Genomic DNA, 25,958 nt, shown 5'->3' with positions numbered 1-25,958 from the left:
CCTCGATGCTACGGGCCGGACCCGGCGCTCACGCCCGTCGCAGGGTCTCGGCCCAGTTCGCCGGTACCCGTCCCGCCGGGCCCGGCGACGGCTGGTCGGCCGGGTGGCTGAGCGGTGGGGCGAGGTCGGGCCCGGACTCGTACATCTCGGAGGTCTCGTAGTTCCAGAACCAGGACTCGCCGGGCTCGTAACTACGGACGAAGGGGTGCCCCGTGGCGGAGGCGTGCGCGGTGGCGTGCCGGGCCGGGGAGGAGTCGCAGCAGCCGATGTGACCGCACTGCGCACAGCGCCGCAGATGGAACCACCAGCCTCCGGTGGCGTCGCAGTCCCCGCAGCCGTCCCCGCTCGGCGGTACGGACGGGTCGATTCCGGCGGGCAGCGTCATGACGACTCCTCGGGGGCGTCGGGGACGAGGGGGAGACCGGGGTCGGACGGGGGCGCGGTCAGCTCCACCGTGAGGATCACGTTCCGCGCCGGACCGACCGCCTGTCATACGCCTCCCACCCCGAGCAGATGGGCCCATCGTATGTTCGGACCACGGGGTTCGCCCGGTTTCGGAGGACCGGTCGGTACGGGGCCACCTGCCCGTCCGCCCGCGTCATGACCCGGGCGTGGGGAAGACTTGACCCAGCCGTGGAGCGACACAGAGAGGTGGCCGATGACGACGCGCCCGATCACCGCCGCAGTGGACGGTACGACCGAGAGCCTCGCCGCGCTGGCGTGGGCCGGCCGGGAGGCCGTACGGCGGGGGCTGCCGCTGAAGGTGGTGCACGTCTGGCAGTGGCAGCCGCACGAGGCGATCACCGTGGACCGGGACGGCCAGGCCCAGTGGGCGCGGGACGCCCTCGCCGAGGCCGCGCGGACCGTGACCGAGCGGCACCCCGAGCTGGAGGTCACCACCGAACTGGTCGAGGGAAACCCGGTCGACTCGCTGGTCTCCGCCGCCGGGCACGCCGAGACGCTGGTGCTCGGCTCGCGCGGGCACGGGGTCGTGGTCGGCTTCCTGCTCGGTTCCGTGGGACAGGCGGTGCTCGTCGAGTCCCCGCGCCCCGTCGTCCTCGTCCGCGCCGACGACAACCCCTCCGACGAGGCCGCCGGGCGCGAGGTGATCGTGGGGCAGGAGGGCTCGCCGGAGGACAGCGCCGACGTGCTGCGCTTCGCGTTCGAGACGGCGGCGGCCCGCGGCGCCGCCCTGCGCGCGGTACGGGCCTGGACCCTGCCGCCGCTCTACGCCTACAGCCCGGCCTCGCTGAGGCTTCTCGACGAGGCCGGCGGTCTGGAGCCGTACGAGAAGAAGGCGCTGGCGGCGGCGTTGGAGCCGTGGCGCGAGCGCTTCCCCGACGTGCCGGTCACCCAGCACGTCGAGATCGGCAGCGCGGGACAGGTGCTGCTGTCCGTGGCCCCGCGCGCCCAGCTGATGGTCGTCGGGCGGCGGGCCCGCCGCACGGCCGTCGGCGCCCGCCTCGGCTCGGTCGCCCACGGCGTACTGCACCACGCGCCGTGCCCGGTGGCCGTGATCCCGCACGTCTGACGGGCGGTGGCCGTGATCCCGCGCGCCTGACGGGCGGGAGCCGTGATCCGCACGCCCGACCCGGCGGGTTCACATGGGGACGATGCCGTCCACCGGCGGCGACAGCGTCTCCCGGGCCTTCGGCAGCACGTTGGCGATGTAGTCCTTCACCGCCATGTCCAGACCGATGTCGTGCTGGGCCCGCTCGGACAGATACCAGCGGTGTTCGAGGAGCTGGTGGTAGATCTCGGCCGCGTCCATGGAGCCGCGCAGCTCCAGCGGTACGGCCCGTACGGTCGGCCGGAACACCTCCCGCACCCAGCGGTGGGCCAGCACCTCGGGGCGGGCGCCGAGGGGGTCGCCCGGGGCGTAGTCGTCCTGGGTGGCCATCCAGCTCTCCAGGTCGTTCAGCAGCCGCCGGGCCTGGTTCTCCTCGGTGTCCAGACCGGTCAGACGCAGCAGCTGGCGCTGGTGGTGACCGGCGTCCACGACCTTCGGCACGAAGGTGACCGTGTCGCCGTTGGAGGAGTGCTCGATCTGCATCTCGGCCACGTCGAAGCCGAGGTCGTTCAGGCGGCGGATGCGGCGCTCGATGTAGTGGTACTTGCCCGCCGGGTACACCGACCTGCGCGTCAGCTCGTCCCAGAGCGACCGGTAGCGGCCGCAGATCTCGTTGCCGAACTCGATCGCGTCCACCGAGGGGTGCAGCGCGCCGGACGCCTCCAGGTCCAGCAGCTCCCCGCTGATGTTGACCCGGGCGAGATCGAGATCGTAGTCCCGCTGCCCGGTGCTCAGCTGGGGGTGCAGATCGCCGGTCTCGGCGTCCACGAGATACGCGGCGTACGCGCCCGCGTCCCGCCGGAACAGCGTGTTGGACAGCGAGCAGTCGCCCCACGCGAACCCCGCGAGGTGCAGCCGGACCAGCAGTACGGCGAGGGCGTCCATCAGACGGTGCATGGTCGCCGGGCGCATGGTCGTCTCGAACATCGAGCGGTACGGCATCGAGCCGCCCAGATGCCGGGTGATCAGCACCGGCTCCAGGGGATCGCCGGCCTCGTCGACGCGGCCGGTGACCACGCCGAGGGCGTCCACGGCGGGGATGCCCAGCCGGTCCAGGTCGCGCAGCAGCTCGTACTCGCGCAGGGCGGGGCGTTCGGCGAGCTCCTTGACGGCGACGACCTCGTCGCCGGCGCGGGCGTAGCGCACGACGTGGCGCGAGATGCCCCGGGGGAGCGGTACGAGGTGGTGCTCGGGCCACTCCTCCAGCGGCAGATGCCAGGGCAGTTCGAGGAGCAGCGCGGGGTGTTCCGGGTTGGTGGCGCTGATCTGCAGTGCCATGGGTCCTCTGCCTTCGTCTCACAGTCGTGCCGGTGCTCGCGGGCGAGCGGGGTGGCCGCGGTCGGCGGTCGCCCGCCCCCGCTGGAGCATCTCCGCATCCGGAGGACCGTTTCGTCAACTCAGGGGGAAGGGGGCGTGACCAGCGGAGGGCGGTCACCCGACCAGGCCGAGGCCGTCGGCACCCTCCACCGGTCAGGGTCGTGCCCGGCGGAACACGTCGTCGGAGTCGTCCCAGCCCGAGACGTCCTCCAGGGCGGTGCGGCGACCCGCGCGGGCCGTGGCGTACATGGCCTCGATCTCGGCCGCGTACCGCTGCACGATGCTGTCCCGGCGCAGCTTCATCGACGGCGTCAGCAGCCCGCTCGCCATGTCGAACGGCTGGGGGAGGATACGGAAGACCCGGATGGACTCCGAGCGGGACACCGTGCTGTTGGCGGCGGCGATCGCCCTCAGCACCTCCTGGCGCAGGGCGTTCTCCTCGCGTGCCTCACGGCCCAGCAGGGTGTTCTCCACGTCCAGCGCGCCCCGCCAGTGGGCGAGGAACTCCGGGTCCAGGGTGATCAGAGCGCCCACGCACGGCCGGTTGTCGCCCACCACGACCGCCTGGTGGATCAGCGGATGCACCCGCAGCTGCTCCTCCAATGGCGCCGGGGCCACGGCCTTGCCGCCGCTGGTGATGACGATGTCCTTCTTGCGGCCGGTGATCGACAGATACCCCTCGGCATCGATCCGCCCGATGTCGCCGGTGGCCAGCCAGCCGTCCTGGAGCACGCTCCGGGTGCCGAACTCGTCGCCCACGTACCCCTGGAACACCGAAGGCCCGCTGACCAGGATCTCCCCGTCCCGGGCCACCCTGATCTCGGTGCCCGGCAGCGGACGCCCCACGGTGCCGAACTTCTCCCGGCCCACCGGCTGGGCGGTGATGCCCCCGGCGGTCTCGGTGAGGCCGTAGCCGTCATGGAGGTGGATACCGATCCCGGCGTAGAACAGCGTCAGCTCACGGTTGAGCGGGGAGCCGCCGGAGCAGCCGCCCCGGACCCGGCCGCCGAGCGCCGCGCGCAGCTTGCGGTACACGGTCTTCTCGTACAGGGCGTGCTGGAGCCTCAGGTCCATTGCGGGGCCGGGGCCCGCGTCCAGCCGTTGCCGCTCCATGGCCTCGGCGTAGTCCCGTGCCGTACGCACCGCGCGCTCGAACAGCTGGCCACGGCCCGCCTCTTGGGCGCCGCGCAGGAAGTTCTTGTAGATCTTCTCGAAGACATACGGGACGCCGTACAGATAGGTCGGTCTGAAGGAACGTATCGCCGAGGAGAGGGACTGCTCGCGCAGATCGGGTTCATGGGCCAGCAGCAGTCCGCCGCGCAGGCACATGCCCTGGATCATCAGGCCGTAGACGTGCGAGAACGGCAGGAAGGCGAGGAACGCGGGCTGTTCGCCGGGTGCGGCGGCCGTGTGCCGCCAGCCGGCGAGGAGGACGTCGCAGGGGCTGGCCAGGCTGCGGTGGGACAGGGCGCAGCCCTTGGGGTGGCCGGTCGTGCCGGAGGTGTAGGCGATCACCGCGGTGGAGTCCGGCATGACGATGCGGCGCAGCGAGTCCACCGTCGCGTCCGGTACGTCGCGGCCCAGCTCCACCAGACGGGTCAGGGAGTCGTCGTCCAACTGCCAGACGTGGCGCAGCAGCGGCAGCTTGGCGCAGACCGAGCCGACCGTCATCACGTTCTGCTCGTCCTCGACGACCACGCCCACACAGGACGCGTCCCTGAGAATCCACTCGACCTGGTCGCGGGACGACGTCGGATAGATCGGCACGATCTCGGCACCGACCGCCCACAGGGCGTAGCCGAGCACCGTCCACTCGTAGCGGGTGCGGGCCATCACGGCCACCCGGTTGCCGGGGCGGATACCGGAGACCACCAACCCCTTGGCGAGAGCGACCACTTCGTCACGTACCTCGGCCGCGCTCAGCCTGGTCCACTTGTCCGGGTCGGCCGGGTCGCGGCGGGCGATCTGCGGCAGCGCGGGATCGCGGTGGGCCGTCTCGAAGAGTGAGTCGGCGAGTCCCCCGGCCATCGTCTGTGCCGTCGTCGGAGCAATGCCGAAGTTGCTCATGCGCCGCTCCCGAGCCTTCCCTGCGCGCGTGTCCGCCGACTGTTCGGTAACCGGCGGTGGTCGAACGTAGCGCACGGCGCCGACACATGCGCGGGGATTCGGACAAGTCGCCGCCCCATAGCCGCACAGGGGGCGATGAACGTGATGTGCGGCACGTAAGGGGCGGCGCCCGTGAGCCCCTTGCGGGCATTGTCGCTGCACACGGCTTGATCACCTCTGACCGGCGGTGATGCCCCGAATCCGGCCGCTCCCCGGGTGTGGCACTGTGGTGCGCGCGAGCGCGGGAGAGGTCCCGCCGACCTGGAGAGGTGGACGGTGCGCGAGCCGAACGTGATGGGGGACTGGCAGGAGTACGACGGCGACCTGGCCGGCCTGCGGGTGCGCGTCCACGGCCTGGAGTGCGCCGAACCGCCCCGGGGCCGCGACGACGCCGCCGACGCCATGACGTACTTCCGCTTCCGTGTGACCGTGGAGAACCGGGGCGCCGACCACGTGGGCCTGCATCTGGAGGACGGGCAACTCGACATCCGCACCGGGCCCGACGGCGAGAGCGCCTTCCTGGACTGGCGGAACTCCCGCTTCATCGAGGGCTACGACCTCTACCCGCTGCGCCGCGCCACGGCCGTGCTGTACGCCGCCGCCCCCGAGGCACTGCTCTCCCAGTGCGACATCCAGGTCCAGCTGAGGGCCGACGAGGAGTGGACCGAGCGGTATCTGTGGTCCGGGGGCATCGGCGTCGACGAGGAACTCCTCGACCCGGCCGGCGGTACCGGCCGGGAGGGGATCACCGGGCAGATCAGCGCTTTCCTGCAGGAGGAGGCGGAGCGAGGAGCGGGCTGATCAGCCGCTTCAGCAGCGGCCAGGCCAGCAGCAGCACGATCACCGCGTACACGGTCACCGAGAACGGGGTGTTCACCAGGCCGCCGACACTGCCGTCGCTGATCTGCAGGGCCCGCCGCAGTTGTTGCTCGGCGTTCGGGCCGAGGATCACCCCGATCACGGCGGGCAGCACGGGCAGCCCGTAACGCCGCATCCCGAACCCGATCAGACCGATGACCAGCAGGATCACCAGGTCGATCACCTCGCCGCCGACCGCGTACGCGCCGACCGCCGCGAAGAACAGGATGCCCGCGTAGAGATACGGCCGGGGGATGCGCAGCAGCTTCGCCCACAGCGGGGCCAGCGGCAGGTTCAGGGCGAGGAGCAGGACCATGCCGACGAACAGTGAGGCGATCAGGCCCCACACCAGGTCGGGTTCCCGCTCGAACAGCAGGGGACCGGGCTGGATGCCGTACTGCTGGAAGGCGGCCAGCATGACCGCCGCGACCGCCGTCGTGGGCAGGCCGAGCGTCAGCATCGACACCAGGGTGCCCGCCGCCGAGGCCGATGCCGCCGACTCGGGGCCCGCGACGCCCTCGATGGCGCCCTTGCCCCACTCGTCCTTGTGCTTCGACAGCCGTTTCTCGGTGACATACGACAGGAAGGTGGGGATCTCGGCGCCGCCCGCCGGGATCGCGCCGAACGGGAAGCCGATGAACGGTCCGCGCACCCAGGACTTCCAGGTCCGCTTCACATCGCCCCTGCCGAGCCACGGCCGCCCCACCGGGATCGGCTCGGGCGGTCTGCGCCGCAGATGGGCGGCCACCCACAGCGCCTCACCGATCGCGAAGAGACCCACGGCGACGATCACCACGTCGACACCGTCGGCGAGTTGCAGCGAACCGAACGTCAGCCGCTGCTGCCCGGTCATCTGATCCAGCCCGACCAGACCGATCGTCAGACCGATGAGGAGGGAGGCCAGCCCCCGGATACGGGACGAACCCAGTACCGATGTGACCGCGATGAACGCGAGCACCATGATGGCGAAGTAGTCCGGGGCGCCGATGTCCACGGCCAACTCGGCGACCGTCGGCGCCAGCGCCACCAGCAGGAGCGTGCCGACCATGCCGCCCGCGAAGTGCCCGATGGCCGCCGCCGCCAACGCCTGCGCGCCGCGCCCCGACTTGGCCATCGGGTTGCCCTCCATCGCCGCCACCACGGCCGCGCTCTCACCGGGGGTGTTGAGGAGGATCGAGGTGGTGGAGCCGCCGAACATCGCCCCGTAGTAGATCCCGGCGAACATGATGAACGCGCCGATCGGGTCCAGCCCGTACGTCACCGGCAGCAGCAGCGCCACCGCCATCGCCGGGCCGATACCGGGCAGTACGCCGATGGCGGTGCCGAGGAGGACACCTATCGCCGCCCACAGCAGGTTGATCGGGGTGAGAGCCGTACCGAAGCCGTCCAGAAGGGAGTTGAGGGCGTCCATGTCACAGGACTCCCATCAGCGGGCCGCCGGGCAGCGGGACACCCAGCAGGTTGTTGAAGACGGCGTAGGTGACCAGGGAGAGGACGGCCGCGATCAGCGGGTCCCGGTCGAAGTGGCGGCTGCCGAGGGCGAAGGCCGCGCCCCAGAAGAGCAGGGCGCCCGCGACGGGGAAGCCCAGCGGCTCGATGAGCACGGCCGAGCCGAGGAACACTCCGGCGAGCAGCAGCACCGTACGCCAGTCCGCGGGCTCGGAGAGGTCGATGTCCTCGCCGGTCTCGGCCTGGCCCCGGCCGCCGCGCAGGACGTCCACGGCGAGCAGGGCGGCGATCAGCAGCAGTCCGCCGCCTACCACGATCGGAACGGTCCGCGGGCCGACCGGACCGCGCTGGGCGATGTCGACGTCCATGGTGAGCGCGTCGGTCAGGACCAGGACGCCGAGCGCCAACAGCAGGACGCAGACGCCGAGTTCGGAGTGGTCGCGCAGCCAGGAGCGGCGTTCGTCCGTGGCCGCCGGGGAGGTTTCGGTCGTCCGAACGGTCATAGTCCCAGCTCCTTCAGCACCGACACCACGCGGTTGTCCTGGGCCTCCAGGAACTTCCCGAACTCGTCGCCGGTGAGGAACGCGTCGTCCCAGCCGTTCTGCTTCATCGACTGCCGCCACTCCGGAGAGTCGTGCAACTCCTCGATCAGCCGGGTGAGTTTGTCCCGCTCGGCGTCGGTGAGACCGGGCGGGGCCACGATGCCGCGCCAGTTGGTGAAGTTCACGTCGTAGCCCTCCTCCTGGAGGGTGGGCGCGTCCAGACCGGCGACCCGCTTCGGCCCGGTGACCGCGAGGAGGCGCAGCTCACCCGCCTTGATCTGGTCCAGATACTCGCCGACGCCGGACACCCCGAAGGCGACCTTGTTGCCGAGGATCGACGCCAGCAGCTCACCGCCGCCGTCGAAGGGCACGTAGTTGACGTCCTTCGGCGAGATCCCGGCCGCCCGCGCCATCAGCATCGGCGCCAGATGGTCGGGGCCGCCCGGCGACGACCCGCCGCCCACCGGCAGCTTCCCGGGGTCCTCCTTCCAGGCGCCCACGAGTTCGTCGATGGTTTTGTACGGCGAGTCCTTGGCGACCACGACCACGTCCTGCTCCTCGGTGAGCCGGGCGATCGGCGTGGTGTCGGCCAGGGTCTTCGGCGCGTCGTTGGAGCGGACGGCGCCCACGACACCGAGGCCCATGGACATGGCGAGCTTGCCATTGCCGTGCTCACTGACCAGCCGGCTCAGCCCGACGGTGCCGCCGGCGCCGGGCAGGTTGAACACCTCGATGTTGTGGGTGAGCCCGGCGTCCTCGGCGTTCTTGGCCGCCGTACGGGCCGTGATGTCGTAGCCGCCGCCCGGTGTGTTCGGGACCATGAACCGCAGGCCCGGTATCTGCGTGCCCGTCTCGGTGCCGCTGCCGGTCGTCAGCAGCGGCGGTCCCACGAGCACGAGCACGGCGGCGCCGAAGAGGGCGAGCGGAGTGCGCAGGTGCACGGATGCCACCACCTGTCGGAGGTATCGGGGAGTGAAGGTCGGGTTCGGGTCGGGAGAGAAGGTGACCTGTGCCACATCGTGCCCGCGCGTGAGACGCATGTCTCACTTCCGGAAGCAACGGTGGTTGTGGTCATTGAGGTCGTGGCGGTTGTCACCTTATGGGCACTGTCCCCACACGTCCCTTTCGCGGACCATACGTGGGCGCCATGATTGTGCGACCCACCGCACAAGCCGACGCAAGAGACCGCCGTCACACTCCCCGCCGCTGTGAGAGATGAGTACGCCGTGTTCCGTCGCCAGACCCTCGCGGGCGAGATGCTGGTCCTCCAGCTCGCCATCGTCGTGGTGGTGCTGCTCGCGGTGGCCGCGGTCTCCCTCACCCAGTCCGCCGCGACCTTCAACAGGGTGGAGGGCCGCCGCGTCACCGCGCTCGCCGAGCAGCTCGCCGCCAACCCCCTGGTACGCGACCGGCTCGCCCAGCCCGTCGAGCACGAGGCGCTGGCCACTCTGGTGAACTCCCTCCAGACCCAGTCGGGAGTGACGTCCATCACGGTCGCCGACGCCCGTGGGAAGATCGTCAGCTCCACCGACCCCACCGCGATCGGCGAACGCCTCCCCATCGGCGAGGGCGCCGAGCCCGGCCGTGGCTGGGCGGGGTCGCTGACGCTGGACGGCCGCCAGGAACTGGTCGCCCAGGTGCCCGTCCTCGGCGCGACCGACGCCAACCTCGGCCGGCTTCTGGGCACGGTCATGATCGGCGAGGCCTCCCCGACGGTGTGGCAGCGCCTCAGCGGAGCCTCCTCCTACCTCCTCGCCTACCTGGGCATCGCCAGCGGCCTCGGCATCGTCGGCTCCTGGCTGCTGGCCCGCCGCGTCAAACGCCAGACGCTCGGCCTCGAACCCCGCGAGATCGCCGGCCTCGCCGAACACCGCGAGGCCATGCTGTACGGCATCGCCGAGGGCGTGATCGCACTGGACCCCCACCACAGGCTCACCCTCGTGAACGAGGTCGGGCGGCGCCTGCTGGACCTGCCCGAGGACAGCGTGGGGAAGAGCCTGGGGGAGCTGGGGGTGGAGGGGCGGCTGAGGGATGTGCTCGCCGGAGCCCAGGAGCACACCTCGACCAAGCGGGACGAGGTCGTCAAGCGCGACGAGGTCGTCATCCGGCGGGGCCGGGTGCTCGTCATGAACCGGATGACCGTCACCAAGGACGGCCGTCACCTCGGCTCGGTCACCACCCTCCGGGACCGCACCGAACTGGCCCGGCTGGAGCGCGAGATCGGCTCCTTCCGCAGCTCCTCCGAACTGCTGCGAGCCCAGGCCCATGAGTTCGCCAACCAACTCCACACCATCTCCGGCCTCATCCAGATCGGCGAACAGGACGAGGTCGTCCACTACATCCGGGCGCTCAGCAGACGCCGCCATTCCCTCGACGTCACCCTCAGCCGCCGGGTCCGCGACACCGCCGTCGCCGCCCTGCTGATGGCGAAGACCTCCCTCGCCGCCGAACGCCGGGTCACCCTGCGCATCTCCGACGCCACCGCCCTCGACCGGCTCGCCCCCGAGGACGCCGCCGATGTCGCCACCGTGGTCGGCAACCTCGTCGACAACGCCGTGGACGCCGCCGCCTCGGGCGCCCCCGACGACCACGGGACGTGGGCCGGGGCTGGGGCCGCCGGCCGTGGAGGTGGTGGAGGTGGTGGAGGTGGTGGCGGCGGTGGTGACCGCATCGGGTCCGGTGACCGCGAGGCCTGGGTCGAGGTGGAGCTGCGCCAGGACGCCTCCAGCGTGGAGATCGTGGTCCGCGACTCGGGCCCCGGAGTGGCACCGGAACTCGCCCGCGAGGTCTTCTCCCACGGCTTCACCACCAAGGCCGCCCAGGAGGGCGAACGCGGTATCGGCCTGGCCCTCACCCGCCTCGTCTGCGAACGGCACGGCGGTGAGATCTCGGTGACCAACACCCCGGACGGGGCCATGTTCACCGCCCGCATGACCGTCAGCCACCTCACCGACGCGGTGGCGGAAGGAGCGACACCATGAGACAAGGGTTGGACGCCATCGACGTACTCGTGGTCGACGACGACTTCATGGTGGCCCGGGTCCACCGCACGTTCGTCGAACGCGTCGAGCCGTTCCATGTCGTAGGCGTCGCCAGCAGCGGCGAACAGGCGGTGACCGCCGTCGACGAACTCCGCCCCGACCTGGTCCTGCTCGACCTCTACCTCCCCGATGTCTTCGGCCTCGACGTCATACCCCGGCTGCGCGCCGCGGGCCACGACTGCGACGTCATGGTCATCAGCGCCGCCAAGGAGGCCGACAGCGTGCGCGGCGCCGTACGGCACGGTGTCGTCGACTACCTCCTCAAACCGTTCGAGTTCGAGGACCTGTCCTCCCGGCTCCAGCGGTACGCCGCCCAGCGCGGCCGGCTGCTCACCACGGTCGTGCACAGCCAGGCCGACGTGGACCGGGTGCTGGCCGGGGCGGGGGCCACACCGTCGCCGGCCGGCGGTGCCCTGCCCAAGGGCATGAGCGTCGAGACCGCCGACCTCATCGAACGCACCCTGCGCGCCGCCGACGGCACCCTGTCCGCCACCGAGTGCGCCACCCTCACCGGCATCTCCCGCGTCAGCGCCCGCCGCTACCTGGAGTACTTCCACGGCACCGGCAACGCCGAGGTCACCCTCCGCTACGGGGTGGCCGGACGACCGGAGCGCCGGTACAGCTGGCGGGTGTGACCGAGGGCGCCCGGCGTCGGTATGCGCTCCAGGACTCCGCCCGCGAACACGTCGTACAGCGGCAGCGTTTCGAGGTGCACATAGCCGATGTGGCAGTCGCACACGGCCAGCGGGCACGGGCGGGGCGCCAGGGCCCGGCGGAAGGAACCGTCGTAGAGGTTGCCCAGTTCGGCCTTCACGAAGTGGCAGCGCCGTACCGTCCCGTCCCCGTCGACCGACACGACCGACGAACCCGTACGGCACGCCTGCCCCGCCGAGCGGTGCGGATCGCGGCTGAACGGGAAGAGCGGGTCCAACTCGGCCCACAACGCCGCCTGTTCATCGGTGTAGGTGTGCCCGTCGGCGGCGTTCACCCACAGATACACCCGCTCCGGCAACTCCGCGCGCAGCCGCCGGGCATGCCCCAGATGCTCCGGCAGCCCGACGATCCCCACACTGAACCGGACCCCCGTCCCGTCCAGCCGCCGCGTCTTGTCGAGGAACCGCTCGTACGGCGTCTGCCCCGGGTGGTACGTGCACCACAGCGCCACCGTGTCCAGGTCGGCGTCGGCAAGCCACTCGGTGCGACAGCTGAGGTTGGTCTGGATCGCCACCCGCTCGATATGCGCCTCGTGCGACAACTCCACCAGGGCCCGCCGATACCAGGACCGCACCAGCCCCTCGCCCCACGGGGTGAAGAGCACGGAGAGCCGGTCGCCCTTCTGCGCCCGCGCCCACGCCGTGAACCGCTCCAGCGCCGCCCGGTCCGCCCGCAACTGAGCCGTCGAGTCCCGCCGCTTGGCGAACGGGCAGTACGGGCAGTCGTAGTCGCAGGAGGCCAGCGGCCCACGGTAGAGGATCGTCAGGTCCATGGCCTTCTTCACCTCAGCTCGTACTCGGCCATCAGGTCCCGTACAACGGGGGAGAAGAACTCGGGGCCGACGGCGTCCGAGTGGGCGAGCCCTTCGTCGGATAGCTTCAGGAGCTCGGCGGTCACGTCTACGTCAGCCAGCCAGCCGCGCGACGCCAGCCGCTCCAACTCCACCGGGAAGTCGTCGTACGGTTCGCTCCCGAACTCCCTGCGGTAGTCGGCCACCGCCAACCCCTGTGCCTGGAGCAGCGATTGGAGGAGGTAACGGCGGCGGGCCTCGTTCCTGCCCTTGTCGATCTCGAAGCCGTACACGGGTCGGCTGAAGTCCTCGGTGGCCGTGTAGTCGTCGATGATCCCGCGTATCTCCCGCATGTCGACCGCGTAGTCGAAGGAGTAGTGCAGCCCGGACGTGTACGAACGGGCGCCGCAGCCCAGGCCGATCATGCCGTCGGTCTGGCAGGCGTAGTCGTCCGGGCCCTGCGGTGGGGCGTCCGTGCGGCGGAACATCCGCATGGAGATCTGCTCGTAGCCGCAGGCGAGGAGATGGTCGCGGCCCTCGCGGTAGCGGCTCAGCCGGGCCTCGTCCCAGTCGGGGTCCGGGAGGTCCGGGTCGGCGTGACGGGTGGCCAGGCCCGTCTTCGGCCGGACGTAGAGGGGGTACAGGTAGATCTCCTCGGGGCGCCAGGCGAGGGCCGCGTCCAGGGAGAGTCGCCAACTGGCCGCCGTCTGGCCGTCGATGCCGTAGATCAGGTCGATGTTGAGGACGGGGATGGCCGTGTCCCGGATGCGGGAGAGGGCCGCCTCCACATCGGCACGCCGCTGGGGTCGTACGGCCGCCCGCGCCTCCTCGTCGACGAAGCTCTGCACACCGAGGCTCAGCCGGGTGGTGCCCCGGTCGGCCAGTACGGCGAGGCGGTCGGCGGTCGCCGTGGCGGGGGAGGCCTCGACGGAGAGCGGGATCGCGCGCAGGTCCGCGCCCATGTGCCGCTCGGCGATGTCGCACAGCCGCTCCAACTCGGCGGCCTCCAGGAAGGTGGGCGTGCCCCCGCCGAACGCGGCGTTGGCGAACCGCACCGGCTCCGCGTCCCCGAGCGCCTCCCGGACGGTGATCGCCTGCCGCTCCAGGGCGTCGAGATAGCGGCCGGTCAGCCCGTCGGGCGCCCCGATCCGGGTGAACAGATTGCAGAAGCCGCAGCGCACCTCGCAGAACGGGATGTGCGCGTAGAGGGAGAGGGCCTGCTTGGACTCACCGGCCCAGAGGTCGCTGAGGCGACGGGGCTCCGGCAGCTCCCGGTACGCCGTCTTGTGCGGGTAGGCGTACACGTAGTGCTGGTAGGGCCGCGACGACGGATCGGCGGCGGCGGTGGCGGTGGCGACGGTGGCGACAGCGGTGATGACGGTCATGCGGACGGCTCCAGGTGCTCCAGATGCTCCAGGAAGAAGTGGCTGTAGGGAACGGTCCACACGGACTCGTGGCCGAGGCGGTGCCCGGTGTATCCGTCGTCGCCGTAGGCCGTCCCGTGGTCGGAGCAGACGACGGCGAAGCAGCGGCGACGCGAACGCATCGCGGTGAACAGCCGCCCCACATGCCGGTCGATGTACTCCAGGGCCGCCGCGTGCGTGACCAGGCTGTCGCCGGCCTCCCGCGTGGCACCCGGCAAATGGAACCAGTTGGGCTGATGCAGCGCCGAGGCGTTGAGGAACAGGAACAGCCGCTGTTCGGCGGGCAGGTGGGCCACGATCCGCTCGGCGCGGGCCACCTGGGACTCGAACGACGTCGGCGAGGCCACGGAGAACTCAGGCTCCCAGTGGCTCTCCTGGAACAGGCCCGGCAGGACGTTCCCCAGCGCCCCCTTCTTGTTGAAGAAGCCGACCCCGCCGATGCACACCGTGCGGTAGCCGCGCTCGGCGAGCGCCGACACCAGGTCGGGGCTGTCGAAGACGAAGGTGCGCCCGGCCGTCGACTCGCTCCCGGCGAACCGGCCCGCGAACAGTCTGGGGTGCGGGCCGGGTGCCGCCGGGGTCGGCAGGAAGCCCGCGAACATCGCCTGGTGCGAGGCGTAGGTGAAGCTGCCGGGGGCGTGCCGCTTCTCCCAGGTGCCGCCCGGCAGATGGGCCGCCAGATTCGGCAGCCGCCCGGCCTCCGCCAGCTCCACGGCCACGTCGTGGCGCAGGGTGTCGAGGGTGAGCAGCAGCAGATCGTCACGGCCCACCACCTCGTTCATGTCGGGCGGCTCGACCGGGCGCCGGGCCGGGGTGTCAGAAGGGTGCATGGTCTTTCCTTGCCAGGGGGTGCGGGAGGTGAGGGAGGACGTGGTTCCGCACCGCCTCCATCTGGGCCGTGTAGGTGTCGAGGCCCTCCGCCGGGCCGCCGGGGAGACCGGTCAGCCGGGGCAGCAGATCCCCGAAGGCGTTGACCTCGCCGACGGAGAACCGGCGCCAGCCGATCGACGGCAGCAGATCGACACCGACGGACAACGTGCCGGGGAAACAGGCCGCCGCCCGCTCACAGATGTCGAGTGCCTGCCGCCAGCGATCGCCCGCCGCGTCGACGACCGACGCCAGATCGCCCCGCGACCCGCCGAGGTGGAGGTTCGTCATCGGGAAACGGCTGGTGCGTACGACGGCGTGGGTGGCCCGGCCCGCCACGACCACGACCCGCAGATCGGCGGACCTGCCCTGCGCGGACGCCTTCGGCAGCCATCGCTCGATGTGCAGCCCGTCCGGCGCCAGGGCGTCGACGATGCCGGCGATCTCCCGCTCGTCGGTGTACCGGCGCACCCGCAGCGAGTTGTGCAGCCGTGGGGCCGTGTGGAGCCCGCCGTCCGTCGCCACCTCCACCGACGTGGTCGCCCTGATCCGTCCGCCCGCCGCCGACTCGACGGCGAGCACACCGGACGCGGACGACCCATGGGCCGGTTTCACGAAGACCCGCGGCATGCCGTGCTCCCGCATCGCCGCCCGTACGTCGTCCCAGCCGCGCACCGGCAGCACCCCACCCGACGTGGGCGAAGGGGGCACCGGAACCCCGGCCGCGGCGAGCCGGGCATGGCACAGCCGCTTGTCGAACAGCACCGCCAGCTCGGCGGGATCGTCCAGCCGCACCCCGCCCCGCAACGACCGCACGGCGTCGAGGAACCGGTCGTACCAGAGGGCGGAACCCTCCACCCGCGTCGGATCGTCGACGCCCCGCAGCAGCCGGTCCACCTCGGCGTTCTCCCCCGGCGAGTCCAGCCGTACGACCTCGTCGTCGGCGAACTCATGACCGCCGTCGCGCAGCACGTCCCGCCACTCGACGACCCTTGGCGCCCCGATGCCGGCCGCCTCGGCCGCCGCGACGAACAGCCCGACCCGCCGATTGTCCCCGTTGCCGACGACGACCCACCGGTGCGGGCCGGACGCCCCGCCGCCACCGCCGGACCCACCCCCGGACACACTGACCCCCCTCACCTCGAACTACTCGCCGACCGCCACGAAACGCCACACCGTGCCGTCCTCCTCCTCGTCCGACTCCGCGTCGTCCGGGTCGACGTCGACCTGGACGCCCGAGGCCTCCAGGGAGTCGCGGAGGCGGTCGCGTATCTCGGCGCTGAGGTAGTTGTGGTGCAGATCGAGCGTGGTGAGATGGGTGAGCGGCTGGCCGGTGAGCAGCGCGGTCGCGCCGTCGTCGGTGAGGACGCCCATCGACACGTCGAGGACGTCGAGCCGGGCGACGACCGGGGCGGAGGCCAGCGCCACACAGATGTCGTCCTGCACCTCGCTGTTGCGCAGCGCCAGATGGTTGAGCGCGGGCAGCCGGGTGCCGGCCAGGATCGGTGCCAGATCGGCCACCTCAGAGTCACCGCCGTACTCGGAGGTGCCCAGCCAGAGGTCCAGATGCGTGAGGGCCGGCAGATCACTGGACGCCACACCCCGCACCGCCCCGACGGGCATGCCGCCGGTCTCGACGACCAGCTTCCGCAGCCGCTCATGGCGCAGTTCGGGGAAGACCAGCCCCTGGCCGCCGCGCACACCGAACTCCTCCAACTCCGTGAAGGCGCTCAGCAGCGGGCTCACATCGCTCTGGTTGATCCAGGAGATCTCGCACTCCTCCATCACGATGTCGCCGAGGAAGAGGGCACGCAGCGCGGGCAGCTTCTCCTTCGCCGCCACCAGCGCCTCGATCACCGCCTCGGGCCCGTTGTCGTACGCGTCGCTCCAGGCACCCACGATCAGCGCCCGCACCTTCGTCGTGTCGATGGCCGCGAGGAAACGGGCGAAGGCGTCCTCCCACGCCTCGTCGCTGTCGTACGACTCCACGGCGATCCGCCAGGCGACGGAGTCCGGGGCGGGCAGGTGCGGTGCTGCCTTCGGCCCCTTCACCGAGGTGGGGAAGTCATGGACCGGTAGGTCGTGGAAGTCCCGCAAGTGGTCCCCGATGGTCATGTGTCCCCGCCCCTTCGTTCCTGGTCCATGGGCAGCCGAAGCCATGCACGGCTCTGCCCGTCGATCACCCGCACCGCACACAGCGCTGCCGGGTACGGGAGTTCTACCAAGTCCGACTGACAACGCGCTCGGCGGACCCCCGTCCTGTGGACGAACACCGTGCGGCCCTGTGGATAACTGCCGGGGCGCGGGCCGATTGTCAGTGGCTGCCTTTACCGTCCTTTCCGTGGCACAGCGAGTGCCCGACGGGAGGGAGACCCATGTACCGGCAAGGAGACGTCCTCATCGTGCCGTTGGCGGAGACCGCCGTGCCCAGCGGCGCACTTGACGCCGCGTCGGAGCCGCGCGACGGGCGCGGCAGGCTCGTCCTCGCCCTCGGCGAGGTCACCGGCCACGCCCACGCCGTGGTCGGCCCGGGCCGCCTCATCCGCGAGGCGAGCGTGTTCGGCCCGATGCTGCTGCATGTGCCGGAGGGCGCCCGTGTCGTGCACGAGGAGCATGCGGCGATCTCCCTGCCGAAGGGCTGGTACCGGGTCATACGCCAGCGCGAGTACGTGCCCGGCTCGGTACGGGTCGTCGCGGACTGACACCGCGACGGACACAATCCGTCCGCGTGCCGCTCGGGGGAGGGCACGGGGACGGCGGACGGACGACGGCCGTGACGTACGGCCGTCGGTGACACAGAACGACACAGAACGACGACGAGACATCCAGGAGGAACGCCGTGACGGAACAGACGACTTGGCGTGCGGTGGCGGCGGCCACGGGACCGGCCGACCGGGCGCGCGCCGAGGCGGGCGTACGGCTCGCCTACCGGCGGGCGGGGCTGCCGGAGCCCCCACACATCGTGTGGGCCCGCTCACCGCTGGAGGCGGTACGCCTGCTGTCGGGAACGCAGGCGGAGGGCGGCGAGCCCCTGCCGGAGACCGGCCCGAGCGTCCGCGACGCCGTCCGCAACGGCCCCGTCGCGGCCGCTCGCGAACGCCTGCACGCCGGCCTGGGCCCCGCCGGCTGGAGCGACCACTGGCGTGCCACCGGCGCCGACCTGTGGGAGACCACCCGCCCGCTGGTCGACCGCGTCCGCACCGGCGTCATCGAGGCACTCGCCCCTGACGGTCGCAAGGAGGAGACCCGCATCCGACTCCTCCTCCTGGACGCCGTCCTCGGCCAGCACGAGTCGGCCTGGCTCTCGGCCTTCGACGAGGCATCCGGCACGACGACCGACACGGACGACACCCCCGTTTCCGCTGCCTCCGCCGACTCCTCTCTCGACGGCCTCGCAGAGGTCGCTCGTACGGCGGGCTGGTGGTGGCCTTATGAGAAGGTGGCCGTCGTCTCCGAGCGGCCCACGGAACTCCACCGTGACGAGGCCGGCCGACTGGACCGCGGTGACGGCCCGGCGCTCGCCTACGCCGACGGCTTCGCGCTGCACGCCTGGCGTGGACTGCCCGTCCCCGGCGCATTCCTCGAACGTCTCGGCAAACTGACGCCCACCGAGATCCGGAACGAGGAGAACGCCGAGCTGCGTCGGGTGATGCTGGAGTACTACGGCTACGACCGCTACTTGGAGGAGTCCGGCGCGAAGCCGGTGCACCGTGACGAGACAGGGGTGCTCTGGCGGATATCCCTGCCGGGCGACGAGGACGCCGTGATGGTGGAGGTCGTCAACTCCACCCCGGAGCCGGACGGCACGAGCCGCACCTACTGGCTCCGGGTGCCGCCCACCACGAGAACCGCACGGGAAGGGGTGGCCTGGACGTTCGGTCTGAGCGCGGAGGCGTACGAGCCGCTGCGGCAGACGTGAGCCCGGCGAAACGCCCAGAAGACCTTGGCCGTGTCGCTCACTCGAACCGTGAGATGTCCCCGGCGCCCTTGCGGATGATCTCGGCCTCGCCGCTGGAGAAGTCGATGACGGTGGTCGGCTCGGTACCGCAGTCCCCGGAGTCCACCACGGCGTCGACCTGGTAGTCGAGGCGCTCCTTGATCTCCCAGCCCTGGGTCAGCGGTTCCTCCTCGTCGGGGAGGAGAAGAGTGCTGGAGACGAGCGGCTCACCGAGTTCGGCGAGCAGGGCCTGGGCCACCCTGTGATCGGGGATGCGCACACCCACGGTGCGTTTCTTCGGGTGGAGCAGTTTGCGGGGCACCTCCCTGGTCGCGGGGAGGATGAAGGTGTAACTGCCGGGCGTCGACGCCTTCACGGCGCGGAACACGTCGTTGTCGACATGCACGAACTGCCCCAGCTGCGCGAAGTTCTCACAGACCAGGGTGAAGTGATGACGATCGTCCAGCTGCCGGATCGCCCGAATCCGATCGATTCCGTCCCGGCTCCCGAGCCGACACCCCAACGCGAAACAGGAGTCGGTCGGATAAACGATGAGCGCACCGTCCCGAACACTGTCCGCGACCTGGGCGATGGAACGCGGCTGAGGATTGTCGGGATGCACGTCGAAGTACTTGGCCATTGCCCGAGCTTATGCCTCGCAAGGCAGCCGACGGCGACTTACTGCCGCCGCCCGGCACCAAGTTCTTTTAGGGGCGCGGGACGTTGTCCATGTGCGGCTCCGCCGCGTGGGCGCGACCAGCCACGACAAACCCGCGGCCAACCAACATCCCGCAGTCCCCCAACCCCAATCCCGCGCCCCCGAGCGGAGCGCTTACGCTCCGCTCGACCGAAGCATGTCCTCCCGCTCCACGAGCTTCACACGCTCACGGCCCTGCGGCTCACCGAGCGCCTTCTCGGCGGCGTCCAGCTTGTACCAGCCCTCCCACGTGGTGAAGCGCACGTTCCGCTCCGCGAGGAAGGCGTCCACGGCCTCGGGGGTCGGGGCGCTGGGCTCGTGCAGACGGCCGTTCGCGAAGTCGTCCAGGAGGTTGGAGACGGTCTCGTTGGCGTCGCCCTTGGTGTGGCCGATGAGACCGACCGGGCCGCGCCGAATCCAGCCGGTGACATACGTCGACTGCAGGTGCTCGCCGGACTCCTGGATGACCCGGCCGCCCTCGTCCGGGACGGTGCCGGACTCGATGTCCCAGGGCAGCTTGGGCAGCTTGTCGGAGAGGTAGCCGACCGCGCGGTAGACGGCGGTGACGTCCCAGTCCTTGAACTCGCCGGTGCCCTTGACGTTGCCGGTGCCGTCGAGGGCGGTGCGCTCGGTGCGCAGACCGACGACCTTGCCGTCCTCGCCGAGGATCTCCGAGGGCGACTCGAAGAAGTGCAGGAAGAGCTTGTGCGGGCGGTCGCCGATGTCGCGGATCGCCCAGTTCTCCAGGGTCTTGGCGACCATGTCGGCCTGCTTGTTGCCGCGACGGGTGGCGATGGAGCCGTCGTCGTAGTCGATGTCCTCGGGGTCGACGATGACCTCGATGTTGGGGGAGTGGTCCAGCTCCCGCAGCTCCATCGGGGAGAACTTCGCCTGTGCCGGGCCACGGCGGCCGAAGACATGGACCTCCAGCGCCTTGTTGGCCTTGAGGCCGTCGTAGACGTTCGGCGGGATCTCCGTCGGCAGCAGCTCGTCGGCGGTCTTGGCGAGGACGCGGGCCACGTCGAGGGCGACGTTGCCGACACCGAGGACGGCGACCTTCTCGGCCTGAAGCGGCCAGGTGCGCGGGACGTCCGGGTGACCGTCGTACCAGGAGACGAAGTCGGCGGCGCCGTAGGAGCCGTCGAGGTCGATACCCGGGATGTCGAGCGCGCGGTCGGCCGTGGCGCCCGTGGAGAAGATCACGGCGTCGTAGAACGCGCGCAGATCGTCCAGGTTGATGTCCGTCGGGTAGTCGACGTTGCCGAAGAGGCGGATCTGGGGCTTGTCCAGCACCTGGTGCAGGGCGGTGATGATGCCCTTGATGCGGGGGTGGTCGGGGGCCACGCCGTAGCGGATCAGTCCGAACGGGGCGGGCATCCGCTCGTAGAGGTCGATGGACACACCGGGCTCGGTGGCCACGTCGGACTTCAGCAGCGCGTCGGCGGCGTAGATCCCGGCGGGTCCGGCACCGACAATGGCTACCCGCAGAGGGCGGGGCATGTTCAGGTTCCCTTCGAGTGGAGACAGGCGACTCGACGGCAACCCTAAACTAAGGTAACCCTTACCCAGTACGGGGGTCGGGTCTATGACCTCATAAGCCGATCTTATGCCATGGGCGGCCCCTGCGTGGACGCCGAACCCGCGCCCCGGAAGGGCGCGGGTTCGGCGTCCAAGCGCGGCTCCGCCGAAGCTACCAGCGGCCTTCCACCTGCTCCTTGACCCTCCGCTCGTACACCCCCCGAATCGCACCGAGCGTCTCCTCGGTCAGCGGCGGCAGCGCGGCGGCGGCCGAATTCGCACGTGCCTGCTCGGGGTTGCGGGCACCCGGGATCACGGTGGTCACACCCGGCTGGTCGATGATCCAGCGCAGCGCCAGCTGGGCCGGAGTGAAGCCCTCCGGGGCGAGCGCGGCGAACTCGACCGCCGCCTCGACGCCCGACTCGTAGTCGACACCCGAGAAGGTCTCGCCCTGGTCGAAGGACTCACCGTGCCGGTTGTACGTGCGGTGGTCGTTCTCCGGGAACACCGTGTCCTTGGTGTACTTGCCCGACAGCAGTCCCGAGGCCAGCGGAACCCGGGCGATGATCGCGACGCCCGCCTTCTCGGCCGCCGGGAGGACCTCCAGCAGGGGCTTCATGCGGAACGCGTTCAGGATGATCTGTACGCTCGCCACCCCCGGCCGGGCGATCGCCGTCAGCGCCTCCGCGCAGGTCTCCACGCTTACCCCGTACGCGGCGATGCGCTCCTCCGCGACCATGGTGTCCAGCGCGTCGAACACCTCGTCCGAGGAGTAGACCGGCGTGGGCGGGCAGTGCAGCTGGACCAGATCGAGCCGGTCGACGCCGAGGTTGCGGCGGGAACGGTCGTTCCAGGCGCGGAAGTTGTCGAGGACGTAGTTCTGCGGGATCTGCTCCACCCGGCGGCCCATCTTCGTGGCGACGAAGATGTCCAGCTCGGGCCGGGCCCGCAGGAACGTGGCGATGGTCTGCTCGCTGCGACCGTCCCCGTAGACGTCGGCCGTGTCGAAGAAGGTCACCCCCGACTCGACCGCCGCCTCCAGCACCGCCTGGGCCTCGCTGTCGTCGACGTCTCCCCAGTCGGCGCCCAGCTGCCATGTACCGAGACCGACGACGGAGGCCTGCCGGCCCGCCTTACCGAATGCGCGTTCTTCCATGCGGCCAGTCTGACATCCGCCCACCCCCTGTGATCACCCCGCATGTGATCGCACAGCCTCCGACCCATGCCACCGCCTGTGATCAGTGCGGGAACGCCCTCGGCTGCCGCTGCCGGGGCAACTCGTCCCGGAACTCGTTGATGATCGAGCTGATCTGCCGCATGAGCGCGGTGTTCTCCAGCCGGTCGAGATAGAGATTGCGGCGGGCCAGCCCCACCGCGTCCACGCAGAAGTACAGCGCCATCAGCGGGTTGATGAACAACTCGCCGCCCCGTGTCCGCTCACTGAAGTGCACGTCGCCGAAGTCACCGCGTACGGCCGCCGCGACGGAACCGTTGACGATGCTCGGGTGGTCCGGCGTGCAGTGCTGCGCATGCGCCACCGCGTCCAGATACAGCGCGCCCTCGGGGCTGTCGCGCGGCAGCGAGAACGCGCCCAGATAGGCGTCGGCGCGGTCCAGCGCGGCCAGGTTCTCCAGGACCAGCGAGTGGTTGACCCCGTGGTGGGCGTCCACGCCGAAGCCGAGGCAGGCCACCAGCCGCTGCGGCACCTCGTCCAGTCCGGCGACGGCACCCAGAGTGGCCATGTCCTCCTCCGGTGTGCCGAGCCCGTGCTCGTCGCCGCGCATCAGGATGTCGGTCCCACCGTCCACCAGCACGATGGCGTCGACCCCGCCAACGTGTTCGATGAGCGCCCGGTAGGCGTCCCGCAGCGGTGCGACCCCCGTGCGCGGGAACGCGTACACCGTCGAGGGCATCCGATGCAGGTCGAGCCAGCGGGCCAGGGTGTGCTCGGGGAAGTAGCCGCCGCGTGTGACCGTGTCGGGGGCGATGGCCGCGACGTCGTCGGCCACCCACACCTCGCGGTTCAGACCGTGCAGCTCGGAGAAGGACAGGTTCGCGAGATGCACCCGCTTGCCCGCCGAGCGCAGGGCGAACGCCAGCGGGAGTCCGGCGTACACGTCGAAGCCACCACCGGCCCCGGCGACGACGATCCGCTCGGCCTCGGTCAACCGTGTGAACAGCGCGGGCTGTTGGAGGGAGTACACCGGGGGAAGTTAGCAGGGACGCCGACGCCGTTCCTCCCAGCCACCGGTGGAATTCCCCGGCGTACGACGGTGACGCGGGCCCGAGCGGCCGGTTACCGTACCCGGCAGTAACCAGCCCGCCGGCGCCGGACCGCACCGAGGCCCGACAGACCCACCTCATCCCAGGAGGCCCCCATGCCGCAGCTCGACGTCGACGGCGCGACCCTGGTGTACGACGACGAGGGCCCCCGCGAGGATCTTCGTGACGGCGAGGCCCACCACGACAGCGACCGTGTGCCCCTGGTGTTCGTCCACGGCTGGACGGCGAACCGGCGGCGCTGGGACCACCAGTTGGCGTACTTCGCCGCGAAGCGTCGGGTGATCCGGCTGGATCTGCGCGGCCATGGCGAGAGCAGCGGGGCCGGGGTGCGCACGATCGAGGAGTTGGCGAAGGACGTCCTCGCGCTTGTCGACCATCTCACGATCGAACGGTTCGTCCTCGTCGGTCACTCGATGGGCGGGATGATCGCCCAGACCATCGCCCTCTCCCACCCGGACCGGGTGGACCGCATGGTGCTGGTCGGGTCGATCAGCCGGATGACCTACAGCCGCGGCCGGGGCCTGCTCATGGCGGCCTCCACTCGCGTCCCTTACAAGCTGTTCGTCGCCGCCAACATCCAGCGCGCCTTCGCCCCGGGCCACCCCCGCGAGGAGATCCGCGAGCATATCCGCGCCGCGGCGGCCACACCGCGCGAGGTCGTCATGACCCTCTACGGCGCCATGCGGGCCTTCGACGTCCTGGACAGGGTCCCCGAGATCAGCACCCCCACCCTGATCGTGCACGGCTACCACGACATCCAGCTCCCCCTCTCCCAGATGCTCCGCACCGCCAAGGCGCACCCAAACGCCGTCCTGCGCGTCCTGGACGCCGGTCATGAACTCCCCGTCGAGAAGCCGGCCGAACTGACCGCCACCCTCGACGCGTTCCTCACCGGCGATACCGGTGCGGTCAGATCGCCTCGCGGGAGCGCGGTTGCGCCGGGCCACCGCGACCCCCGGGAGAGCGCAGCCACCTGAACACGGCGGCCAGGACCGCCCGCGTCCGCGACAACCGGTCGATGTCGGCGGCGAGGGACAGCGCCGCGCCGGTCCAGGCGAAACCGAAGGACCAGACGGACAGCCACTCGCACAGATACAGCGGGGTGATCAGCCAGTCGTCGCCGACACCGGTGGCCGCCGCCACGGCCGCCAGGCCCAGGAAGACGAGGATCAGGACACCGGCGGCCAGATAGGGGCCACGCACATAGGCGCGGTCCTTGATGCCTGGCGCCCAGTACATCAGCAGACAGAACGCGGCCATCGCGAGCAACAGCGCGACGGCGAACACGAAATGGAGCACCGCGACCGGTGACTCGCTCGCATCCGCCCCCGGCGGCGACGTCGGGAAGAGGGCGACACCGACGGCACCGCAGCCAGCAACGGTGCCGACGACGTCGTTGATCGTGTTGTAGCGGTAGATGATCAGGAAGATTCCGAGCGCGCACAGAGCGCCGACGAAGATGTCGCGCGAACTGGTGTAGTACGCGCCGCTCATGGACCCCGGCCAGGCATCGTCCCCGCTGCGGCCGTCGAGCCGTGCCGCGACCCAGTTGACGACCGGCAGCGCCAGGGGGAGCAGAACACCGATGATCCCGACCCCCAGGCGCAGCCGCATGACCGTACGCCCGTCCTGATCCCGCTGTGCCGCCGTCAGCCGGCCCCGCAGGGACACGGCGGCGATCCTGTCTCGGCTCACGAGCACCTCCTCACCGCAACGCCGAACGCGAACGACGACACGTTCACTCGACGCGAGACGTGGTGTGCGCGGTACGAGGGTGTGCCCGCCATCGGACGATGACCGCAGGAGCCCGAACGCAAACCCGAACACGGCTGTGAGTTGGCCGCGGCTCAGCCGAGCACGGCCGCGAGCTGGGCGCCATTCACCCCAGCCCGGCGACGAGTTGGACCCTCAGCCGCCCAACTTCCCTTCCGCCGCCGCCAGTACCTCCGTCACCCGCAGTGCGAACGCCGCGTCGCACGGATGCGGGCGACCGGTGCGCGCGGCCTCCACCAGCGCGCCGGCGGCCCGGCCGAGCGCTTCGACGGCACCCTCGGCGGACGACGGCAGCACGGTCGCGCCGGTACGGCCGCGCAACTCGACCGTGGCGCCGGAAGCAGCGGGCGGCGCGGTCAGGCTGAGCGTGACCGTGCTCGACGCCCCACCCGCGTGGCGCAGGACCAGATGCACCGTGTCCGCCGGGCCGCGCACGGCGGCGGTCACCCGCTCCACATCACCGAGGACCGGCAGCAGTACGGACAGGGCATGCGGGCCCACATCCCACAGTCCGCCCTTCTCCCGCCGCCACGGCGAGTCCGCGAACGGGCTGTCGCTGTCCCCGTCGAACAGCGAACCCAGCCACTCCGCGCGCCCCGTGAACCAGCCCCCGGCGGCGGTCTGTTGGCCGATCCACGCCTCGATCTCCCTCTGGAAACGGGCCGTGAAGAACACCACGGAGGCCACCCCCGCCTCCTCGGCCGCCTCGACGACCGCCCGGCCGTCCTCGACGTCCAGCGAGAGCGGCTTGTCGAGCAGCAGATGACGGCCCGCCCGCGCGGCGCGTACCGCGAGCGGCGCCTGGATCGCGGGCGGCAGCGCCACGGCGACCGCGTCCACATCGGCGATCAGCGCGTCCACGTCCTCGTACACCGGCACCCCGCCGTGCCGGTCGGCCAGTGCCTTCGCCGCTTCCGGGCGCCGGCCCCACACCCCGGCGAAGTCCAGCTCCTCGTGCGCGATGAGCGCGGGGGCGTAGGCCATGTCGGCCCACGGCCCGGTTCCCAGCAGTCCGATACGCATGCCGCGGTCGTCTCCTCACCAGTGGTGGTTCCCGATGTCCTCGGGACAC

Annotated in this window: 24 protein-coding genes; 7 read left to right on the top strand and 17 right to left on the bottom strand. The window is 71.0% G+C overall.

All coding sequences use genetic code 11. The annotated features are described in order from the left end of the window. Positions 1-28: 28 nt before the first annotated feature. Entirely contained in the window at positions 29-385 is a 357-nt protein-coding gene (locus tag ACWD4G_RS09365; RefSeq protein WP_451291842.1) for a UBP-type zinc finger domain-containing protein, read from the bottom strand. Positions 386-658: 273 nt separating this feature from the next. Between ACWD4G_RS09365 and ACWD4G_RS09360 the strand changes: the two genes are divergently transcribed. Continuing rightward, positions 659-1,531 (top strand): universal stress protein, encoded by an 873-nt coding sequence (locus ACWD4G_RS09360; RefSeq protein ID WP_451291840.1) that lies wholly within the window; start codon positions 659-661, stop codon positions 1,529-1,531. A 69-nt stretch (positions 1,532-1,600) separates the two neighbouring features. Here the strand turns inward: ACWD4G_RS09360 and ACWD4G_RS09355 are convergent, their stop codons facing one another. Both ACWD4G_RS09355 and ACWD4G_RS09350 read right to left on the bottom strand, forming a co-directional pair. Then, a complete protein-coding gene (locus ACWD4G_RS09355; protein ID WP_451291838.1) occupies positions 1,601-2,848 on the bottom strand; it encodes a DUF4032 domain-containing protein in 1,248 nt (415 codons plus the stop codon). Positions 2,849-3,040: 192 nt separating this feature from the next. Further along, entirely contained in the window at positions 3,041-4,954 is a 1,914-nt protein-coding gene (locus ACWD4G_RS09350) for an AMP-dependent synthetase/ligase (RefSeq protein ID WP_451291836.1), read from the bottom strand. Positions 4,955-5,269: 315 nt separating this feature from the next. On the opposite strand from ACWD4G_RS09350, the gene ACWD4G_RS09345 reads away from it, so the two are divergent. Next, complete coding sequence (locus tag ACWD4G_RS09345; RefSeq protein WP_451291834.1) at positions 5,270-5,794, top strand: hypothetical protein; 525 nt, start codon at positions 5,270-5,272, stop codon at positions 5,792-5,794. On the opposite strand, the gene ACWD4G_RS09340 is transcribed toward ACWD4G_RS09345, so the two are convergent. Genes ACWD4G_RS09340 through ACWD4G_RS09330 form a run of 3 tightly spaced genes read right to left on the bottom strand, consistent with a single transcriptional unit; the run spans position 5,751 to position 8,783 of the window. Then, positions 5,751-7,262 carry a tripartite tricarboxylate transporter permease gene (locus ACWD4G_RS09340; protein ID WP_451291832.1) on the bottom strand — a complete coding sequence of 504 codons (1,512 nt, stop codon included), beginning with the start codon at positions 7,260-7,262 and terminating at the stop codon, positions 5,751-5,753. The two genes, ACWD4G_RS09345 and ACWD4G_RS09340, sit on opposite strands and share 44 nt — an antisense overlap. A gap of 1 nt (position 7,263) precedes the next feature. Then, complete coding sequence (locus tag ACWD4G_RS09335; protein WP_451291830.1) at positions 7,264-7,803, bottom strand: tripartite tricarboxylate transporter TctB family protein; 540 nt, start codon at positions 7,801-7,803, stop codon at positions 7,264-7,266. After that, on the bottom strand, positions 7,800-8,783 hold the full coding sequence (locus ACWD4G_RS09330) for a Bug family tripartite tricarboxylate transporter substrate binding protein (protein ID WP_451292290.1): 984 nt from the start codon (positions 8,781-8,783) through the stop codon (positions 7,800-7,802). Before ACWD4G_RS09330 ends, ACWD4G_RS09335 begins: the two co-directional genes overlap by 4 nt. A 315-nt stretch (positions 8,784-9,098) precedes the next feature. On the opposite strand from ACWD4G_RS09330, the gene ACWD4G_RS09325 reads away from it, so the two are divergent. Together ACWD4G_RS09325 and ACWD4G_RS09320 are read left to right on the top strand one after the other, a co-directional pair. After that, complete coding sequence (locus ACWD4G_RS09325) at positions 9,099-10,823, top strand: ATP-binding protein (RefSeq protein ID WP_451292288.1); 1,725 nt, start codon at positions 9,099-9,101, stop codon at positions 10,821-10,823. After that, positions 10,820-11,518, top strand: coding sequence for a response regulator (locus tag ACWD4G_RS09320; protein ID WP_451291828.1), 699 nt, complete (start codon positions 10,820-10,822; stop codon positions 11,516-11,518). Before ACWD4G_RS09325 ends, ACWD4G_RS09320 begins: the two co-directional genes overlap by 4 nt. Here ACWD4G_RS09320 and ACWD4G_RS09315 read toward each other — a convergent pair. From ACWD4G_RS09315 to ACWD4G_RS09295, 5 genes are read right to left on the bottom strand one after another with little or no spacing between them, the layout of a single operon-like run. Then, positions 11,470-12,369, bottom strand: coding sequence for an STM4011 family radical SAM protein (locus ACWD4G_RS09315; RefSeq protein ID WP_451291826.1), 900 nt, complete (start codon positions 12,367-12,369; stop codon positions 11,470-11,472). The two genes, ACWD4G_RS09320 and ACWD4G_RS09315, sit on opposite strands and share 49 nt — an antisense overlap. An 8-nt stretch (positions 12,370-12,377) precedes the next feature. Then, entirely contained in the window at positions 12,378-13,772 is a 1,395-nt protein-coding gene (locus ACWD4G_RS09310; protein ID WP_451291824.1) for an STM4012 family radical SAM protein, read from the bottom strand. Continuing rightward, positions 13,769-14,593 (bottom strand): STM4013/SEN3800 family hydrolase, encoded by an 825-nt coding sequence (locus ACWD4G_RS09305; RefSeq protein ID WP_451292286.1) that lies wholly within the window; start codon positions 14,591-14,593, stop codon positions 13,769-13,771. Before ACWD4G_RS09305 ends, ACWD4G_RS09310 begins: the two co-directional genes overlap by 4 nt. Positions 14,594-14,627: 34 nt before the next feature. After that, positions 14,628-15,803 (bottom strand): STM4014 family protein, encoded by a 1,176-nt coding sequence (locus ACWD4G_RS09300; RefSeq protein WP_451291822.1) that lies wholly within the window; start codon positions 15,801-15,803, stop codon positions 14,628-14,630. Positions 15,804-15,824: 21 nt separating this feature from the next. After that, positions 15,825-16,793 carry an STM4015 family protein gene (locus tag ACWD4G_RS09295; protein WP_451291821.1) on the bottom strand — a complete coding sequence of 323 codons (969 nt, stop codon included), beginning with the start codon at positions 16,791-16,793 and terminating at the stop codon, positions 15,825-15,827. 260 nt (positions 16,794-17,053) lie between these two features. Here ACWD4G_RS09295 and ACWD4G_RS09290 point away from each other — a divergent pair, with 260 nt between their 5' ends. Continuing rightward, entirely contained in the window at positions 17,054-17,380 is a 327-nt protein-coding gene (locus tag ACWD4G_RS09290) for a hypothetical protein (protein WP_451291820.1), read from the top strand. 137 nt (positions 17,381-17,517) lie between these two features. Next, on the top strand, positions 17,518-18,597 hold the full coding sequence (locus ACWD4G_RS09285; RefSeq protein WP_451291819.1) for a DUF6745 domain-containing protein: 1,080 nt from the start codon (positions 17,518-17,520) through the stop codon (positions 18,595-18,597). Positions 18,598-18,634: 37 nt separating this feature from the next. Here the strand turns inward: ACWD4G_RS09285 and ACWD4G_RS09280 are convergent, their stop codons facing one another. The 4 genes from ACWD4G_RS09280 to ACWD4G_RS09265 all read right to left on the bottom strand — a co-directional run bounded on the left by ACWD4G_RS09280 (position 18,635) and on the right by ACWD4G_RS09265 (position 23,034). Further along, the gene (locus ACWD4G_RS09280; RefSeq protein ID WP_451291817.1) at positions 18,635-19,255 is read right to left on the bottom strand and encodes an L-threonylcarbamoyladenylate synthase; all 621 of its coding nucleotides are present in this window, start codon (positions 19,253-19,255) and stop codon (positions 18,635-18,637) included. A 192-nt stretch (positions 19,256-19,447) separates the two neighbouring features. After that, the gene (locus ACWD4G_RS09275) at positions 19,448-20,812 is read right to left on the bottom strand and encodes an FAD-dependent oxidoreductase (RefSeq protein ID WP_451291816.1); all 1,365 of its coding nucleotides are present in this window, start codon (positions 20,810-20,812) and stop codon (positions 19,448-19,450) included. 190 nt (positions 20,813-21,002) lie between these two features. Further along, positions 21,003-21,986, bottom strand: coding sequence for an aldo/keto reductase (locus tag ACWD4G_RS09270; RefSeq protein WP_451291814.1), 984 nt, complete (start codon positions 21,984-21,986; stop codon positions 21,003-21,005). Positions 21,987-22,068: 82 nt separating this feature from the next. Then, positions 22,069-23,034: a DUF1152 domain-containing protein gene (locus tag ACWD4G_RS09265; RefSeq protein ID WP_451291812.1), complete on the bottom strand. Its 966-nt coding sequence runs from the start codon at positions 23,032-23,034 to the stop codon at positions 22,069-22,071. A 174-nt stretch (positions 23,035-23,208) separates the two neighbouring features. On the opposite strand from ACWD4G_RS09265, the gene ACWD4G_RS09260 reads away from it, so the two are divergent. Then, a complete protein-coding gene (locus ACWD4G_RS09260; protein WP_451291810.1) occupies positions 23,209-24,090 on the top strand; it encodes an alpha/beta hydrolase in 882 nt (293 codons plus the stop codon). On the opposite strand, the gene ACWD4G_RS09255 is transcribed toward ACWD4G_RS09260, so the two are convergent. Further along, the gene (locus tag ACWD4G_RS09255; RefSeq protein ID WP_451291808.1) at positions 24,023-24,808 is read right to left on the bottom strand and encodes a hypothetical protein; all 786 of its coding nucleotides are present in this window, start codon (positions 24,806-24,808) and stop codon (positions 24,023-24,025) included. The genes ACWD4G_RS09260 and ACWD4G_RS09255 overlap by 68 nt on opposite strands. Before the next feature lie 213 nt (positions 24,809-25,021). After that, a complete protein-coding gene (locus ACWD4G_RS09250; protein WP_451291807.1) occupies positions 25,022-25,909 on the bottom strand; it encodes a Gfo/Idh/MocA family protein in 888 nt (295 codons plus the stop codon). Positions 25,910-25,958 lie beyond the last annotated feature (49 nt).

This window comes from Streptomyces sp. NPDC002643, assembly GCF_053592555.1.
Note: the sequence above shows the minus strand (reverse complement) of the source record. Positions and strands in the feature narration are given on the sequence as shown.